General features: G+C 71.3%; 15 protein-coding genes. 7 read left to right on the top strand and 8 right to left on the bottom strand.

Annotated features, from left to right (window positions below; all coding sequences use genetic code 11):
* Positions 1 to 394: 394 nt before the first annotated feature.
* Genes EER30_RS01195 through EER30_RS01180 form a run of 4 tightly spaced genes read right to left on the bottom strand, consistent with a single transcriptional unit; the run spans position 395 to position 5,401 of the window.
* Positions 395 to 1,132, bottom strand: coding sequence for an MBL fold metallo-hydrolase (locus EER30_RS01195; protein ID WP_127497398.1), 738 nt, complete (start codon positions 1,130 to 1,132; stop codon positions 395 to 397).
* Complete coding sequence (locus tag EER30_RS01190; RefSeq protein WP_127497396.1) at positions 1,129 to 1,917, bottom strand: alpha/beta hydrolase; 789 nt, start codon at positions 1,915 to 1,917, stop codon at positions 1,129 to 1,131. The genes EER30_RS01195 and EER30_RS01190 overlap by 4 nt, the downstream gene beginning before the upstream one ends.
* A gap of 52 nt (positions 1,918 to 1,969) precedes the next feature.
* Positions 1,970 to 4,660: an AAA family ATPase gene (locus EER30_RS01185; RefSeq protein ID WP_240669699.1), complete on the bottom strand. Its 2,691-nt coding sequence runs from the start codon at positions 4,658 to 4,660 to the stop codon at positions 1,970 to 1,972.
* Between the two features lie 54 nt (positions 4,661 to 4,714).
* Positions 4,715 to 5,401, bottom strand: coding sequence for an IclR family transcriptional regulator (locus EER30_RS01180; RefSeq protein ID WP_127497394.1), 687 nt, complete (start codon positions 5,399 to 5,401; stop codon positions 4,715 to 4,717).
* 49 nt (positions 5,402 to 5,450) lie between these two features.
* Between EER30_RS01180 and leuC the strand changes: the two genes are divergently transcribed.
* From leuC to EER30_RS01160, 4 genes are all read left to right on the top strand, one after another.
* The gene (gene leuC / locus EER30_RS01175) at positions 5,451 to 6,890 is read left to right on the top strand and encodes a 3-isopropylmalate dehydratase large subunit (RefSeq protein ID WP_127497392.1); all 1,440 of its coding nucleotides are present in this window, start codon (positions 5,451 to 5,453) and stop codon (positions 6,888 to 6,890) included.
* Positions 6,891 to 6,908: 18 nt separating this feature from the next.
* The gene (gene leuD / locus EER30_RS01170; protein WP_127497390.1) at positions 6,909 to 7,496 is read left to right on the top strand and encodes a 3-isopropylmalate dehydratase small subunit; all 588 of its coding nucleotides are present in this window, start codon (positions 6,909 to 6,911) and stop codon (positions 7,494 to 7,496) included.
* A 234-nt stretch (positions 7,497 to 7,730) separates the two neighbouring features.
* A complete protein-coding gene (locus EER30_RS01165) occupies positions 7,731 to 8,588 on the top strand; it encodes an HU family DNA-binding protein (RefSeq protein WP_127497388.1) in 858 nt (285 codons plus the stop codon).
* A gap of 105 nt (positions 8,589 to 8,693) precedes the next feature.
* On the top strand, positions 8,694 to 9,131 hold the full coding sequence (locus tag EER30_RS01160; protein ID WP_127497386.1) for a hypothetical protein: 438 nt from the start codon (positions 8,694 to 8,696) through the stop codon (positions 9,129 to 9,131).
* Here the strand turns inward: EER30_RS01160 and EER30_RS01155 are convergent.
* The 4 genes from EER30_RS01155 to cofC are packed head-to-tail and all read right to left on the bottom strand — an operon-like array spanning position 9,088 to position 13,135.
* Complete coding sequence (locus tag EER30_RS01155; protein ID WP_127497385.1) at positions 9,088 to 9,960, bottom strand: NUDIX hydrolase; 873 nt, start codon at positions 9,958 to 9,960, stop codon at positions 9,088 to 9,090. The two genes, EER30_RS01160 and EER30_RS01155, sit on opposite strands and share 44 nt — an antisense overlap.
* A complete protein-coding gene (locus EER30_RS01150) occupies positions 9,957 to 12,218 on the bottom strand; it encodes an RNA degradosome polyphosphate kinase (protein ID WP_127497383.1) in 2,262 nt (753 codons plus the stop codon). The genes EER30_RS01155 and EER30_RS01150 overlap by 4 nt, the downstream gene beginning before the upstream one ends.
* Before the next feature lie 54 nt (positions 12,219 to 12,272).
* Positions 12,273 to 12,470, bottom strand: coding sequence for a cold-shock protein (locus tag EER30_RS01145; protein ID WP_127497381.1), 198 nt, complete (start codon positions 12,468 to 12,470; stop codon positions 12,273 to 12,275).
* Between the two features lie 17 nt (positions 12,471 to 12,487).
* Positions 12,488 to 13,135: a 2-phospho-L-lactate guanylyltransferase gene (gene cofC / locus EER30_RS01140; RefSeq protein WP_127497379.1), complete on the bottom strand. Its 648-nt coding sequence runs from the start codon at positions 13,133 to 13,135 to the stop codon at positions 12,488 to 12,490.
* Positions 13,136 to 13,311: 176 nt separating this feature from the next.
* On the opposite strand from cofC, the gene EER30_RS01135 reads away from it, so the two are divergent.
* Genes EER30_RS01135 through EER30_RS01125 form a run of 3 tightly spaced genes read left to right on the top strand, consistent with a single transcriptional unit; the run spans position 13,312 to position 16,138 of the window.
* A complete protein-coding gene (locus tag EER30_RS01135) occupies positions 13,312 to 14,040 on the top strand; it encodes a lysophospholipid acyltransferase family protein (RefSeq protein WP_127497377.1) in 729 nt (242 codons plus the stop codon).
* On the top strand, positions 14,037 to 15,032 hold the full coding sequence (locus EER30_RS01130; RefSeq protein ID WP_127497375.1) for an NAD(P)H-dependent glycerol-3-phosphate dehydrogenase: 996 nt from the start codon (positions 14,037 to 14,039) through the stop codon (positions 15,030 to 15,032). The genes EER30_RS01135 and EER30_RS01130 overlap by 4 nt, the downstream gene beginning before the upstream one ends.
* Complete coding sequence (locus EER30_RS01125; RefSeq protein ID WP_127497373.1) at positions 15,029 to 16,138, top strand: cystathionine gamma-lyase; 1,110 nt, start codon at positions 15,029 to 15,031, stop codon at positions 16,136 to 16,138. The genes EER30_RS01130 and EER30_RS01125 overlap by 4 nt, the downstream gene beginning before the upstream one ends.
* Positions 16,139 to 16,197: the final 59 nt, after the last annotated feature.

Here is a 16,197-nt window from a genome sequence, read left to right as displayed (position 1 = left end):
TTGTGGGGGGTTGCGGTTAGAGCACTCGGCCTGCGGCCATCGAAAGGCCGTTGGTTGAGCTTGGCGTTGTCTGCCTTCGCTGACAGGTCTGGTGTGCCCGGCGCCTTGGCGCTAACCCCAGCCGTCCGGGCCCTGGCCTCCGACCCCGGCCGTCCGACCCCGAGCCCTCCGGCCCGAGCCGTCCGACCCGAGCCGTCCGACCCGAGCCGTCCGGCCCGGGCCCTCCGGCTCCAGGTCCAGCTCCCCGGCCCTGGCTTCAGCCGGCGGCCGTGGAGCTGTGTTCCGGCTTCAGCCCTGGGCCTGGCGACGTGCTTGGGCGGCATGCGGGGGTGGGGGAGCAGCGGGGCTGGCTTGACCGGGTGCTCGCGTTCGACCCGAAGCAGGTGCTGTTCGGTCACGACAATGCGGTCTGGACCCCCGGTACTAGCCACGTCAGCCTGCCCTGAGGGAAAGCCGCTTCGATCTGGGCGCGGCCCTCGTGGAAGTGCGACCAGCCCTCGTAGTGGACGGGCACGATCTGGCGGGGTCTGATGCGCCGGCAGAGTTCGGCGGCGTCGCGGCCGGTCATCGTGAAACGGGCGGGGCCGGTCAGGCCGAACTGCACCTTGCCGAGGTGCAGGATCGCCGTGTCCACGTCGAAACGGTCGCCGACCTCCAACAACTCGGGGAAGATGACCGTGTCACCTGAGATCCACACCACGGTCTCCGAGTTGCGGGGGCGCAGCGCGAAGCCGGTCGTCGGGCCGACGATCGGGACGCTCCACGCCGGACCGTGCCGGGACGGGGTCGCGGTGACCTCGATGCCCTGGATCGTCACGGTCCGCCACGGGGCCAGGCCGGTCACGCCGAGACGCTTCCCGGCCTTCACCGTGCTCACCACGATCGGCGCTGACGGCAGCAGGGCCCGGCCGGCGTCGTCCAGGTTGTCGGCGTGCTGGTCGTGGCTGAGCAGGATGCCGTCCAGGCGGCCCAGGTCCTCGACCGCGATGGCCGGGCCGGCCGTCTTGACCGACGACGTTCCCCAGCCGAACGAGTAGCGCCGGCCAGGAGGGTCGAAGGTCGGGTCGACCAGCAGCCTTACGCCCTCGATCTCCAGCAGCGTGGTCGGCCCGCCGATGTGCGTGATCTTCATTTGGCGTTCGTCAGCGCCCAGTCGAGCACCTCGTCGGCGATCTGTTCCCAGCCCTTCTGGGCGGGCAGCAGGTGGGCGTAGCCCTCGTACTCGCGGCGTTCGGTGATGGTGTTCGACTTGTAGTGCTTGGCGTTCGACTCCTGGATGGCGGGCGGCATGATGTGGTCCTCGGACCCCGAGACGAACAGCAGCGGCGCGCGGTTGTCGTTGTGATAGTCGACCCACGTGTCCTGGTGGCCGGGCTGGAAGTTGGCCAGTACCCCGCCCCAGAGAATGCCGCCGCTGGCCGGGATCGCGTAACGCTCGTACAGGAAACGCGACTCCTCGTCGGTGAACGTGTTCGTGAAGGCGTACTTCCATTCGTCGAACGACAGCGGCACCGCCTTGTGCCGGTTGGCGGGGCTCTTGAGCACCGGGAACGTCGACTTGAGCTGCGAGAGCGGCACGACCCGTACGCCTTCGGTGGGCGCCGAGTTGAGCGCTACCGCCGCGGAGCCGTACCCGTGATCGATGAGGATCTGGGTGAACGCGCCGCCGGCCGAGTGCCCGATGATGATCGGCGGTTCGGGCAGGGCGCGGATCGCCGCCTCGTACTTCTCGATGATGGCCGGCACGGTGAGGTTCATGATCGGGGTCGGGTCGGCGTTGAGCGCCTCCACCTCGACCTCGAAGCCGGGATAGCCCGGCGCGATCACCTGATGTCCCTTGGCCTCGTAGTGGGTGATCCAGCTTTCCCAGCTGCGTGGCGTGACCCAGAATCCGTGGACGAGAACGATGGGCTTCATCCCCCGATCGTCGTGGGAGCGCACCCAGCGGCGAATCCCGTGTTGCGCGTAGTCAGTCGTGCAAACTCTCGCGCAACTCCCGTCGCGACCGCACGCCCAGCTTCCGATAGACCTTGCGCAGGTGGTAATCGACGGTGCTGGCACTCAGATAGAGGTGGGCCGCGATCTCGGCGTTGGTTCCCCCGTCCCGGGCCAGGCGGGCCACGGCGGCCTCCTGCGGGGTCAGAGCCGTTTCGTTCTCCCGTACGGGGTTCCGCACGCTCCCGCCCAGCGCGTCCAGTTCCCGCCCGGCCCGGTGGGCGAAGGCGCACGCCCGTTCCGCCTCGAAGATCTCCAGCGCCGCCCCGAGCTGCTCGCGGGCCTCGCGTCGTCGCCGTCGTCGCCGCAGCCATTCGCCGTAGAGGAGCCGGGCCCGCGCCGCGTCGCCGCGGGCCAGCGTGACGTCGAGCCGTTCGATCGCCCGCCGGAAGAGCGAATCGCCCCCGGCCAGCAGCGCGCCCGACCGGTGCAGCAACCCGATCGCCCAGTCGGTGCTGGCCGCACCGGCGGCCCGGGACAGCTCGGCGTGGGCCCTCGTCGCGGTCGCCCGGTCACCGGCCCGCAGCGCGCATTCGACGAGGTCGGGCAGCACCCGGGCATAGCGTCCCTCGGACGACAGCGGCAGCAGGCGGTCGCGCGCGCTCGCGTACCGGCCCGACGCGATGTCGTGGATGGCCAGGCTCTGCGACGTCAGCGACCGCATCGAGCCGAGCCCGAGCGCCTCGAAGGCGGACGGCATGGCCCGCAGCGATTCGTCGCCGTCCGGCCCGATGCGCCAGGCGGTCAGTTCCGGGTGCCGCCACACCGGCTCGCGCTCGGCGGTGATGCCGATCGCCCGGCGCAGGCGGCGGCCGGCGATGTCGTGGCGGTCGGCCTCGGTGAGACGGCCCAGCGAGGTGTCGCTCATCACCGCCATGAAATGCACCAGGTCGAGGGCCTGCAGTGCTCCGGTGCGGTGGGCGGCGGCCTCGGCCCGTTCGAGGATCAGGCGGCGGCTGCGATCGTCCCAGGCCAGGGTGCTGACGTAGACGGCGACCACGACGTGCCGCAGCAGGTCGGCGTCGGGCAGGGTGAGGTCGGTCATCGCGTCGACCGCCCGGCGCAGCACCGGCGCCGCCACCACCGGACCGTTCTCCGTCACCGACGCATAGGCCGCCAGCAGAGCGGCCGCGGGCCCGTCGCCGGCCGTCTTCCGGGCCGCCGCCGCGATCTCGCCCGCCGTGGTGTCCATGATGAGGTCTTCGACCGCGACCTCGTGCTCGATCGCGAAGAGGATGGCCGACTGGGCCCGGGCCGGACAGGCGTCGCCGAAGGCCTCGGCCGCGGTCAGACAGATCGCCGACGCGTGCCGGTTGGCCTGCAGCACCCCGGCGGTCGTCGCCGCGTTGGCCCGAACCAGCAGGGCCGTGCCCCGGTGCCGGTCGTCGAGCATCTCGGGCACGACGTCGTCCAGCATGCTCAGGGCGCGGAGCGGCGCCCCGGCCAGCAGGGCCGCCTCGGCCGCCCCGGTGCGGCGCCGGGCCTTGCGCCCGGGATCGGCGGTCAGCTCGGCGGCCCGGGCCAGAAAGGTGGCTCGCGCCGCGTGCCCGCCGCGTGCCCCGGCCCGATCGGCGCTGCGTTCCAGCTCGGCCGCGGTCGCCTCGTCGGGTCCGGCCGCCGCGGCCGCGAGGTGCCACGCGCGACGGTCCGCGTCCTCGGGTCGGCCGGTCGCCGCGGCCAGGGCGGCGTGCGCCGCGCGGCGCTCGACAGGTGTCGCGTCGCCGTAGACGGCCGAGCGCATCAGCGGATGCCGGAACGTCAGCGGGGGAGCGCCGGTCACGAGCCGGTCCGATTCGGCCGGTGCGGCGTCGAATACCCCCGCGCCGAGCGACGCCGCGGCCGCGACGACCTGTGCTTCGGGATCGCCGTCGCCGGCCGCGGCCACCAGCAACCAGGCACGGGTGGCGGCCGGATAGTCGCGCACCTGGGCCGAGTAGTGCGCCTCGAGCCGCCCCCCGATCGGGACGGGCGATGGCAAGGGGCTCGTGCCGCGAAGTTGCTCGCCGGTCAGCTCTCGCCCGAGATCGGTCAGGGCCAGGGGATTTCCGCCGGTGGCGTGGGCGATCTCGGCGGCCAGGCCCGGGTCGAGCGGGCCGTCGGCGACCTCGGCCAGCAGGGCGGTGGCGGCGTCGGGAGAGAGCCCGGACAGGTCGCGCAGCGGAACCCCGACCGGTGGCGAGGCGGCCGTGGAACGCCAGCCGAAGAGCAGCACGACCCCCTCGGCGTGCAGGCGCCGGGCCACGAAGGCCAGCGACCGCAACGATTCCTGGTCGAGCCACTGGGCGTCGTCGACGACATAGACGCCGGGCACGGCGGCGATCAGGGTCAGGGCGGCCAGACTGACCAGATAGAGGTCGGCCGGGGGTCCTTCGTCGAGCCCGCAGGCGACCTCGAGGGCGGCGCGCTGGCCGGGCGGCAGACGGTCGCGCTCGGGCAACAGCGGCACCAACAGCCGGTGCAGCGCGGCGAAGGGAAACGTCGCCTCGGACTCGACCCCGCCGATGCGGGCGGCGCGGGGAGCTTGCGTCATCGCGTACGTCAGCAGGGCGGTCTTGCCGACGCCGGGTTCGCCGCGCACCACCAGGGCAGAGCTGCGCCCGTGACGCGCGCCGGCCACCATCGCGTCCAGCGCGGCGCACTCCGCATCGCGCCCGAACAGCCGCACCCGCCGACCATATCGATCGGCGGGCGCGTTGAGCAGCGGCTATTCGTGCAAGTGTTAGAGGCCAGAGAGGCGCTGGCCGGCCCGGACGACGGCCATCGCGTGACGCTCGCCGGGGCGGCGGCCGAGACGCTCTATCGGACCGCTTATCGAGATGGCGGCGATCACCCGGCCCGTCCGGTCGCGGATCGGGGCCGAGACACTCGCCACACCGGGCTCGCGCTCGGCGACGCTCTGGGCCCAGCCGCGGCGGCGTACCTCGGCCAGCGTGCGGCCGGTGAACTTGCACCGGGGCAGCAGCGGCATGACCGCCTCGGGCGGCTCCCAGGCGAGCAGGATCTGGGCGGCGGAACCGGCCACCATCGGCAGCACCGAACCGACCGGAACCGTGTCGCGCAGACCGCTGGCCCGCTCGGCCGCGGCCACACAGATACGCTCGTCGGCGCGGCGCAGGTAAAGCTGTGCGCTTTCGCCGGTCGCGTCCCGCAATGCGGAAAGCAGGGGCTCGGCCGCGGTCAGCAGCACGTCGGGCGCGGCGTTGGCCAGCTCGCCCAGACGGGGGCCGGGGCGCCACCGTCCCTGGGTGTCGCGAACCAGCATCCGGTGGATCTCCAAGGCCTGGGCCAGGCGATGTGCAGTAGCCCGGGGCAGCTTCGTACGGTCGACGAGTTCGGCCAGGCTGGCGCCGTCGACACAGGCCGCCAGGATGACGACCGCCTTGTCGAGAACGCCGACACCGCTCATACTGTGTCCCACAAGCCGAAACATACCTCCCAGAATTTAGGATGTCCAGATGGTGGGAGTCACTCCGAGGACCCTGGCCGAAAAGGTCTGGGACGACCACGTCGTGCGTGCCGCCGAGGGTGAGCCTGATCTGCTCTACATCGACCTGCACCTGCTGCACGAGGTGACCAGCCCGCAGGCCTTCGACGGACTGCGCCTGGCCGGCCGCGGCGTACGCCGCACCGATCTCACGCTCGCGACCGAGGACCACAACACGCCGACCGGCTATGCCGACCCGGCGTTCAACACCCGGCGCGGCGAGCTGCTCACGATCGCCGACACCACGTCGCGCACGCAGATCGAGACCTTGCGCAAGAACTGTGCCGAGTTCGGTGTCCAGATCCGCCCGCTGGGCGACGTCAACCAGGGCATCGTCCACGTCATCGGCCCCCAGCTGGGCCTGACCCAGCCGGGCATGACGATCGTCTGTGGTGACTCGCACACCGCGACCCACGGCGCGTTCGGGGCCCTGGCCTTCGGCATCGGCACCAGCGAGGTCGAGCACGTGCTGGCCACCCAGACGCTGCCGCAGTCGAAGCCGAAGACGATGGCGGTCACCGTGGTCGGTGAGCTGCGTCCCGGTGTGAGCGCCAAAGACCTGATCCTCGCGCTCATCACCCAGACCGGCACCGGTGGCGGCAACGGCCACATCGTCGAATACCGCGGCGAGGCCATCCGCAAGCTCTCCATGGAGGGCCGGATGACCATCTGCAACATGAGCATCGAGTGGGGTGCCAAGGCCGGCATGATCGCGCCGGACGAGACCACGTTCGACTACCTGAAGGGCCGCGAGCACGCGCCCCAGGGTGAGCAGTGGGACGCCGCCGTGGCGTACTGGAAGACGCTCGTGACCGACGAGGGCGCCGAGTACGACACTGAAATCGTCGTCGACGCCGCCGCGATCAGTCCCTTCATCACCTGGGGCACCAACCCGGGCCAGGGTGCGCCGCTCGACAGCGTGGTGCCCGACCCCGAGGAGTTCATCGAGGAGACCGACCGCGGCGCCGCCCGCCGGGCTCTGGAATACATGGACCTCACACCGGGGACCCCGTTCAGGGACGTGCCGGTCGATGTGGTCTTCGTCGGCTCCTGCACCAACGGCCGGCTGGAGGACCTGCGGGCCGCGGCCGACGTGATCCGGGGCCACAAGGTGCACGAGGGCGTCCGCATGATGATCGTCCCGGGCTCCTACAAGGTGCGCGAGGCGGCCGAGGCCGAGGGGCTCGACAAGGTCTTCACCGAGGCGGGCGCCGAGTGGCGGTTCGCGGGCTGTTCCATGTGCCTGGGCATGAACCCCGACACCCTCAGCCCCGGCCAGCGCGCCGCCTCGACCTCCAACCGCAACTTCGAGGGCCGGCAGGGCAAGGGCGGGCGTACGCACCTGGTCTCGCCCCAGGTCGCCGCGGCCACCGCCGTGGTCGGCCGGCTGGCCGCCCCCGCCGATCTGTAGAGCCGGGAGAGACTCCTGATGGACAAGTTCGTGACCCACAGCGGCAAGGTCATGCCGCTGCGCCGTTCTGATGTGGACACCGATCAGATCATTCCGGCCGTCTATCTGAAGCGTGTCACACGCACCGGATTCGAGGACGGTTTGTTCAGCGCCTGGCGCGACGACCCCGGTTTCGTGCTCAACAATCAGGCCCACTCGGGCTCCACGATCCTGGTCGCCGGACCCAATTTCGGCACCGGATCGTCTCGCCAGCACGCCGTCTGGGCACTGCGCGACTGGGGCTTCAAGGTGGTCATCGCGGCCCGCTTCGGCGACATTTTCCGGGGCAACGCGCTCAAGGAAGGTCTGCTGCCGGTGCAGCTCGACCAGAAGGCTGTGGAGGCTCTCTGGGACCTCGCCGAAAGCGAGCCGGAAAAGCGGATCACGGTTGATCTCGAAGGCCGCCGGGTGGTCGCCGACGACGCTTCCTGGTCCTTCCCGATCGACGATTTCAGCCGTTGGCGGCTGATGGAGGGCCTGGACGACATCGGACTGACCCTGCGCCACGCGGACGCCATCACGGCCTTCGAGAAGAGCCGTCCGGCCTTCAAGCCGGTCGTTGCCTGAGGCTCGATTTCCAAGCCGGATCACGCCTTTCGCCCCCATCGGATCCCCGGTGGGGGCGAATTCGTTGCAACACAAGGGTTTTTTTGACACTAATGTTTGTGTCCGCTGGTCAGAGGGCATACGGTGCGCGCAGAATGGCTCGCAATGGGCCAGTGATGCTTGTTCGTGACGCGAAGACCCGCAGTTGAGGTAGGTCGGGATCAGGCATCAGTTCTCACGTTCGGGAGGAAAACCGTGAACAAGGCCGAGCTCATCGAGGCGCTCGCAGCCCGACTGGGGGACCGCAAGACGGCAACTGCCGCTCTGGACGCGGTCATCAGCGAGGTGGAGAACGCAGTCACCAAGGGCGACCGGGTTGCCATCACCGGCTTCGGCGTCTTCGAGAAGCGGGCACGCAACGCGCGGACCGCCCGTAATCCGCGGACAGGCGAGCCGGTGAAAGTGAAGAAAACGTCGGTGCCGGCGTTCAAGCCCGGCACTGCCTTCCGCGAGATGGTCGCGAGCGGAAAGGTCGCCAAGGCCGCCGCCCCGGCGAAGAAGACTGCTGCGACCAAGGCCACAACGGCCAAGGCCACGACCGCCACCAAGGCGACCGCGGCCAAGAAGACGACCGCGACGAAGGCCGCTCCGGCCAAGTCGACCGCGACCAAGGCCACCGCCACCAAGGCGACGGCCGCGAAGAAGACGACCGCGACGAAGGCCGCTCCGGCCAAGTCGACGGCCACCAAGGCCACCGTGTCGAAGGCGACTGCGGCGAAGAAGACGACCGCGACGAAGGCCACCGCGGCCAAGTCGACGGCCACGAAGGCGACGGCCACCAAGGCCACCGCCACCAAGGCGACGGCGGCCAAGAAGACGGCTACCAAGGCCGCCCCGGCCAAGTCGACGGCGGCCAAGGCCACCGCCACCAAGGCCACCGCGACCAAGGCGACGGCGGCCAAGAAGACGGCTGCGACCAAGGCTGCTCCGGCCAAGACCGCCACCAAGACGGCGGCCGCCAAGAAGACGACCGCCCGCAAGACGACCACAGCGGCCACGGCCGCGACCCCGGCGCGCGCCCGGGCCACGAGCACCGCGCGCAAGACCCGCTGACCCTGGCGGAACGCACCAGGCACGACGGAAAGGCGTCCACCCTAACGGTGGACGCCTTTCGTGTGTGCGGGTCGTGAGCGCGGCCTCAGGCCTACCGTCGCGGGCATGGAGCGCAGTGCATCTCCGCGAGGGCTGGTCGGCCGGTCGCTGATCGCCACGCTGGTGTTCGCCGCGGCCGTCGTGCCGGGGTGGACGCTCGGTGAGCTGGCCGAGCGGTGGACCGGCTCGCCCCTGCTCGACTGGCTGGTCACCTGTGGCTGGGCGGCCCTGGCCGTACGCCTGCTGGCGCCCTGGGCGTCCTACCGGCCCCGGGACGCCTGGCTGGGCCTCATCCCGCTCTACAACTGGTATCTCGTCTGTGTGCTCGGCTGGCGGGTCTCGTTGCTGCCGCTGCGCGACTGGGAGCCACGCGAGGACGAGCTGTGGCGGGCCCGCTGGCTCACCGAGGACCTGCAGGGCTATTGGCGGGCCGACGCGCGGCCCGCACCGCGTACGGCCGTCAGAGCGGGGTCGGAGCGAGCAGCCGCTCGCCGCACCAGGTGAGCAGCCAGCTGTCGCCCTTGGCGGTCTTGTAGGGCTCGGCGTCGTCCTCGTCGAGCAGGGTGGCCAGCAGGTGCGGGATTATCTTGCCCTGGCTGCAGATCGCCGGCACCCCGCCGCCGTCGCGCAGGTCGAGCAGGCGCTCGGCCGACAGTTTGGCCTTGGCGGGCGCCTCGTCGGCGTCGGCCGGCTCGGCGAAGGCGCCGTCGACCACGATGGGCGCCCCGCCCAGGGTGGCCGCGAGCGGCTCCAGGGTCTGCTTGCAGCGCAACGGCGTAGCGGCGAAGAGACGTTCCGGCCCGATCGGACCGCAGAGGGCGGCGAACCGCTCGGCCTCCTGCTCGCCCGTCGGGTCGATCGGGCGCAGCGCGTCGTTGCCGGTCCACTTCTTGCGCTCGCCGGCGTGCGCGTGCCGCACCAGCACCACCACCGAGGTGATCGGGGGCAGCGCGGCCGCGTGCTCGAGGACTGATCGCTCGTCGTCGTAGCTGACCCGTTCGGCCGCCTCGGCGAACGACAGCCACTCGACGCGGTCGACCTCGTCGGTGTCGTTCACCGGGCCGCCCTCGCCGGCCGCCTCCATCAGCCAGTAGTCGACGGTCTTGAGCCGGCCGTCGGGCAGCGGGTAGGAGATGGAGGGCAGAGCCAGCCGTACGCGGCCCGGCCAGCCCGTCTCCTCCAGCACCTCGCGGGCGGCGCCCACGATCGGGTGCTCGTCGTGGTGGAGGTGGCCCTTGGGCAGCGTCCAGTCGTCGTAGCGCGGGCGGTGCACGAGACAGACCTTGCCGTCGCGCACGAGCACGCCGCCGGCCGCGCGCACCGGGCCGGTCACTTGGCCGCCTTGCTGGCGACCCGGCGCAGCAGCGCCTCCTGCAGGTGGACGTGCGGGTCGGTGAGGTTGGCCGGGTGGCGGTGCCAGGTGCCGTCGCCGGCGAGGTCGAAGCCCTCGGTGCCGTCGCTCATCGACAGCTCGAGCACGTAGCGCAGCTCCTCGCGGCCGGCGGGCAGGGTGACCCGCACCAGCGCCTCGACGCGGCGGTCGAGGTTGCGGTGCATCAGGTCGGCCGAGCCGATCCAGTATTCGGCGTCGTCGCCGACCCCGAACCGGAACACCCGCGAGTGCTCCAGGAAGCGGCCGACGATCGACCGGACCCGGATGTTGTCCGACAGGCCGGGCACGCCGGGCCGCAGCGCGCACATCCCGCGGATGACGAGGTCGACCTTCACACCGTCGCGCGAGGCGCGGTAGAGGGCGTCGATCGTCTCCTCGTCGACCAGCGAGTTCACCTTGAACTGCACGAGCGCCTCGCCGCCCTCGCGGGCGATGCGGGCCTGCTCCTCGATGCGCTCGATCAGGCCGGACCGCACGCCGTGGGGCGCGACGAGCAGCCGGCGGTAGGACCGCTGGCGGCTGTAGCCGGTGAGGACGTTGAACAGGTCAGTGACGTCGGCGCCGACCTCGGGATCGGCGGTGAGCATGCCGAAGTCCTCGTAGAGCCGGGCGGTCTTGGGGTGGTAGTTGCCGGTGCCGATGTGGCAGTAGCGGCGGATCTGGTTGCCCTCCTGCCGCACCACCAGCGAGGTCTTGCAGTGCGTCTTGAGACCCACCAGGCCGTAGACGACGTGGCAGCCGGCCCGCTCGAGCGTGCGCGCCCAGGCGATGTTGGCGACCTCGTCGAAGCGCGCCTTCACCTCGACCAGCACCACCACCTGCTTGCCGGCGGCGGCCGCGTCGACCAGGGCGTCGACGATCGGGGAGTCGCCCGAGGTGCGGTAGAGCGTCTGCTTGATGGCCAGCACGTTGGGGTCGGCCGCGGCCTGCTCGATGAAGCGTTGCACGCTCGTCGAGAACGAGTGGTAGGGGTGGTGAACGAGGATGTCGCCGTCACGGAGACGGTTGAAGACGCTGCGGGGCACCTCCCCGTCCGCCAGCTGCGGATGGGTCGACGGTACGAAAGGGCGGTCCTTGAGGTCATCTCGGTCGACCTCGCCGAACACCTGCCACAGCGCCGACATATCGAGCAGGCCCGGCACCCGCTGCACATCGGAGTCGACCACGTCGAGCTCGCGGACGAGCAGGTCGAGCACGTGATCGCTGATCGAGGCGGCCACCTCGAGGCGCACCGGTGGACCGAAGCGGCGCTGCGCCAGCTCGCGCTCGAGGGCCTGCAGCAGGTCTTCGTCGCGGTCCTCGTCGACCTCGAGCTCGGCGTTGCGGGTGACCCGGAACAGGTGCCATTCCTGCAGCTGCATGCCCGGGAAGAGCTGGTCGAGGTAGGCCGCGATGAGTTCCTCGACGGGCAGGAAACGTGCGGCCCGGCTGTCGTTCTGCACGGTCACGAACCGGGGCACGTTGTTGGGGACCTTGATGCGGGCGAACAACTCGCTGCCGCTGTCATCCGGCTCCCGCAGCACGACCGCGAGGTTCAAGGAGCGGTTCGAGATGTACGGGAAGGGGTGCGCGGGGTCGACGGCCAGCGGGGTCAGCACGGGGAAGACCTGCTCGCGGAAGTAGGTGCGCAGCCGCTCGCGCTCGGGAGCGTCCAGATCGGCCCAGCGGACGATCTCGATGCCCTCGGCCGACAGCTTGGGGCGAACCTCGTCGGCGAAGCAGCCGGAGTGACGGGTCACCAGGTCGGCCGTGCGCTGCGAGATCATCTCGAGCTGGTTGCGCAGCGAGGACCGGTCGCCACCACGCATGGGCAGGCCCGCGCTCAGCCGTCTCTTCAACCCGGCCACCCGCACCATGTAGAACTCGTCCAGGTTGCTGGCGAAGATGGCCAGGAACTTGGCTCGTTCCAGCAGGGCGGTCTCCGGGTCCTCCGCCAGCGTCAGGACGCGCGCGTTGAAGTCGAGCCAGGACAGCTCGCGGTTGAGGAACCGGTCCTCGGGCAGCTCAGGCTCCAGCGGTTCGGAAAGGTCTGGGGTCTCGATGCTGGCTGTCACCACTTGCTCCGTCGTAGTCGGATCGTCCGGTGCGGCCTGCAGGATCTCGCTCGCGGGCACCGGTTCGGCCTCGGTCCTGCGGGGCACAAAGCGGCCGTTCGGTCCACGCCGACGGGTCTCCGGGGTCCGGGGCGAGATCTGCATCGCACCATCATTGCCGCTTTCCACGGAACGTGAAACGAACAAACATCCAACGTTTCAGTCGACCCCGGGCATTCTCACCTGACGGACGCTGCCGTCGGGCCCGGCGTCGACGTCGACCCGCTGGCCGAGCCGGAGTTTCCGCAGCCCCGAGCCGTCGAAGGCGGGAGCGTCGAAGGCCAGCTCAGTGCCGTCGTCGAGCAGCAGAGTGCCGCTGCGGGAGGATTGGTCGAAGGTCGCGATCGTGCCCTGCATGGCCACGACGCTACCGGTCAGGCGGCCGAGACGCAGGCCACCTTGAGTCCCAGATCACGCAGCAGGGCGCAGGTGTGCGCGCCGGCGCCCAGGCCAAGCACCGTCGCCAGGTCGGCCGGGGTGTCGACATCTTGCCGCAGGCCGGGCCAGTCGCCCTCGAGCGGGCGGGCGCCGGAGGCCGCGTGCGCCGCCGCCGAGCCCAGGCCGAACCGCGGGTCGAGGGGCTCGCCGGGGGCGACGGCGAGCAGCACCGTGCCGCTGCCGGCCGCATCGGCCACGAACGCGCGGCCCGGGCGGGCGGCGGCCAGCGCCGCGTCGAGCTGCTCGGGCCGCAGCGCGGGCAGGTCGCCGGCGAGCACCGCGCGGTAGCGGGCCGGGCCGGCCACCACGTCGGCGCCGTGGCGCATCGCGTCGTTCAGCCCCGCGTCGGGCAGGTCGGGCACCACCCGGGCACCCAGGGCCGTGACCGCCCCCGCGGCCACCGGGTCATCGGTCACGACCAGCAACTCGGCCACCGCCGAGGAGGCCAGCACCGCGGTGACGGTGTCGCGCACCATCGCCAGCGCGAGATCACGGTGATGGGCGGCCGGAACCGCGCCCCGCAGCCGGCTCTTCGCGGCACCCAGCCGCTTGACCGGCATCACCGCCACCCAGTCCCGCTCCATCCGACTGAGCCTAATAGGCCTGTCCCGGCCTCCCCCGTGTGCGGCTGTCATCGTCCGGCGCGACCGGGTTGTAAGGACCCCTACCTGGTACCGCAGGCTTCGAGCAGGCATGATTTCGTCGCAGGTAAGACGATCGGGCGGCGGGGACACGCCGCCCAGCAGGGCAGGAGGAAGCCGTGGCTCAGCGCAGGCTCGGGTTCTGGCGACGCTTCGCGGCGGTGCTGGTGATCCCCGTGCTGAAGGTCTGGACCAGGCGGACCTGGCTCAGCACGGAGAACATTCCGGCTTCCGGTGGTGTGATCATCGTCGCCAACCACGTCTCGCACTTCGATCCGCTCGTCGTGGCCCACTACATCTACGGCCTCGGCCGCTGGCCCCGCTTCCTGGGCAAGGCCAGCCTGTGGAAGGTGCCGGTGCTCGGCGGTTTTCTGCGCAAGGTCCAGCAGATCCCGGTCGAACGCGGCAGTGTCGAGGCGGTGAAGTCCCTCGACGTGCTGATCGAAGCCCTCCAGCAGGGCGGCGTCGTGGTGATCTACCCGGAGGGCACCACCACCAAGCAGCCCGACCTGTGGCCCATGCGCGGCAAGACCGGCGCGGCCCGGCTGGCCCTGGTCACCGGCGCCCCGGTGATCCCGGTGGCCAACTGGGGAGCCGAGCGGATCTTCGACCCGCGCACCGGCAAGCTCAGCCTCCGGCGTACGCCGGTGACGGTCACCTCCGGCAAGCCGGTCGACCTGAGCCGCTGGGCAGGCGCGGCCCCGTCGCGGGCGATCCTCGACCAGATGACCGAGGCGATCATGCGGGACATCAGCGGGCTCGTCGGCGAGCTGCGCGGCGAGCAGCCGCCCGCCGTCCTCTACGACCGCCCGCGCAAGCAGGTCACCAACACCGAGGACGTCAAATGAGCCGCGCCGCGGTGATCGGGTCCGGCGCCTGGGGCACGGCCTTCGCCAAGATGCTGGCCGAAGGCGGCGCCGACGTCACGATGTGGGCCCGGCGCGAGTCGGTGGTCACCTCGATCCGCGACCACCACCTCAACGAGGGCGCGCTGCCCGGTCTCAAGCTGCCCGACCGCATCACCGCCACCGGCGACGTCGCCGAGGCCGTGGCGGGCGCCGAGATCGTGGCGATCGCCGTGCCGTCCCAGACGTTGCGCGGCAACCTCGCCGAGTGGGCCGGCGCGTTCGAGCCCGGCTCGACGGTCGTCTCGCTGATGAAGGGCATCGAGCTCGGCACGACCAAGCGGATGAGCCAGGTCATCGTCGAGACCGCGCACGTCGACGCCGACCGCGTGGTGGTCGTCTCGGGCCCCAACCTGGCCCCCGAGATCGCCGGGGAGCAACCGGCCGCGACGGTGGTGGCCGGCACCGATCACGACCGCTGCCGGGCCGTGCAGCACGCGATCGCGCTGCCCTACATGCGGCCCTACACCAGCGAGGACGTCATCGGTTGCGAGCTGGGCGGCGCGGTCAAGAACGTGATCGCCCTGGCCTACGGCATGGCCGCGGCGATGGGGCTGGGCGACAACACCAAGGCGTCGCTGATCACGCGCGGCCTGGCCGAGACGGCCCGCCTGGGTGTCGCGCTGGGCGCCGACCCGCTCACCTTCGCCGGCCTGGCCGGGCTCGGCGATCTGGTCGCCACGTGCTCCTCGCCACTGTCGCGCAACCGCACGTTCGGCGAACAGCTCGGCCTGGGTAAGACGCTCGAACAGGCGCAGGCCGCGGCCCGGCAGACGGCCGAGGGCGTGAAGAGCTGCCTGGCGATCCGCGATCTGGCCCGCGCCCACGGGGTCGAGATGCCGATCACCGAGCAGGTGGAGCGGGTGTGCCACGAGGGTGTGGACCCGCGCGTGGCGGTGAAGTTGCTGATGGGTCGGGAGATGAAGCCGGAATGAGCGAGAGTTACTCCGACGGGACCCGCGTCGTGCACGCGGGCCTGCCCGAGGCGGAGGCGGGCGATCCGTTCCTGCCCGGTCCGGTCTTCGCCGCGCCCTATCACCTCGACCCGGCCGACGGGCAGGTCGGCGACTACGGCTACGGCCGCCCCGACAACCCGACCCGCCGCCGCCTCGAATCGGCGATCGGCGAGCTCGAGGGCGGCAGCACCCTGACCTTCGCGAGCGGCCAGGCGGCGATCACCGCCCTGCTGTTCTCGGTGCTGCGTACGGGCGACACGGTGATGCTGCCCTCCGACGGCTATTACACGGTCCGCAGCTTCGCCGAGAGCACCCTGCGCGACCTGGGTGTGACGACGGTTCTGGCGCCGACCGCCGGTCCGTACCCCGACTTCACCGGCGTACGTCTCGTGCTGCTCGAGACGCCCGCCAACCCCGGCCTGGACGTCTGCGACATCGCCGAGGTGGCCGCGGCCGCCCACGCGGCCGGCGCGCTGGTCGCGGTGGACAACACGACGGCCACTCCGCTCGGCCAGAACCCGCTGGCTCTCGGCGCCGACCTGGTCGTCGCCTCCGGAACGAAGGCGCTGACCGGCCACAGCGACGTCCTGCTGGGCTACGTCTCGACCAACGACGACGACCTACACGCGAAGATCGAGACCTGGCGCAAGCACACCGGCGCGATCCCCGGAGCCTTCGACGCGTGGCTGGCCCACCGCTCGATCGCCACCCTCGACCTGCGCCTGGCCCGCCAGAGCCAGAACGCGGCCGCCGTGGCCGCCCTGCTGGCCGGCCGCTCCGACGTGACCGGCGTCCGCTGGCCGGGCCTGAACTCCGACCCGTCCTACCCGGTGGCCTCGCGCCAGATGCGCCGCATCCCCGGCGTGGTCTCCTTCGACCTGGGCGACGCCCAGCGCGTGGCCCGCTTCCTCACGGCCGCCTCGCTGGTCTTCGCCGCCACGTCCTTCGGCGGAGTTCACACCACAGCCGACCGCCGCGCCCAGTGGGGCGACGACACGCCCCCCGGCTTCGTCCGCCTCTCCTGCGGCATCGAAGACACCGTGGACCTCCTGGCCGACCTGACAGCCTCCCTCGACGAGGCCTGAACGGACGCGGATCGACCGACGGAGGAGTGTGGGCCGGTCAATCCCAGATCGCTTTCATA

Origin of the sequence: Actinoplanes solisilvae (genome assembly GCF_003999975.1) — a bacterium.
Classification (GTDB): domain Bacteria; phylum Actinomycetota; class Actinomycetes; order Mycobacteriales; family Micromonosporaceae; genus Actinoplanes; species Actinoplanes solisilvae.
Note: the sequence above shows the minus strand (reverse complement) of the source record. Positions and strands in the feature narration are given on the sequence as shown.

What these genes read in the sequence shown, in the direction of transcription:
- EER30_RS01195 (WP_127497398.1), bottom strand. Translation starts at nt 1,132, where the DNA reads ATGAAGATCACGCACATCGGCGGGCCGACCACGCTGCTGGAGATCGAG.
- leuC (WP_127497392.1), top strand. Translation starts at nt 5,451, where the DNA reads ATGGTGGGAGTCACTCCGAGGACCCTGGCCGAAAAGGTCTGGGACGAC.
- EER30_RS01125 (WP_127497373.1), top strand. Translation starts at nt 15,029, where the DNA reads ATGAGCGAGAGTTACTCCGACGGGACCCGCGTCGTGCACGCGGGCCTG.
- EER30_RS01190 (WP_127497396.1), bottom strand. Translation starts at nt 1,917, where the DNA reads ATGAAGCCCATCGTTCTCGTCCACGGATTCTGGGTCACGCCACGCAGC.
- leuD (WP_127497390.1), top strand. Translation starts at nt 6,909, where the DNA reads ATGGACAAGTTCGTGACCCACAGCGGCAAGGTCATGCCGCTGCGCCGT.
- EER30_RS01160 (WP_127497386.1), top strand. Translation starts at nt 8,694, where the DNA reads ATGGAGCGCAGTGCATCTCCGCGAGGGCTGGTCGGCCGGTCGCTGATC.
- EER30_RS01130 (WP_127497375.1), top strand. Translation starts at nt 14,037, where the DNA reads ATGAGCCGCGCCGCGGTGATCGGGTCCGGCGCCTGGGGCACGGCCTTC.
- EER30_RS01180 (WP_127497394.1), bottom strand. Translation starts at nt 5,401, where the DNA reads ATGAGCGGTGTCGGCGTTCTCGACAAGGCGGTCGTCATCCTGGCGGCC.
- cofC (WP_127497379.1), bottom strand. Translation starts at nt 13,135, where the DNA reads ATGGAGCGGGACTGGGTGGCGGTGATGCCGGTCAAGCGGCTGGGTGCC.
- EER30_RS01150 (WP_127497383.1), bottom strand. Translation starts at nt 12,218, where the DNA reads ATGCAGATCTCGCCCCGGACCCCGGAGACCCGTCGGCGTGGACCGAAC.
- EER30_RS01145 (WP_127497381.1), bottom strand. Translation starts at nt 12,470, where the DNA reads ATGCAGGGCACGATCGCGACCTTCGACCAATCCTCCCGCAGCGGCACT.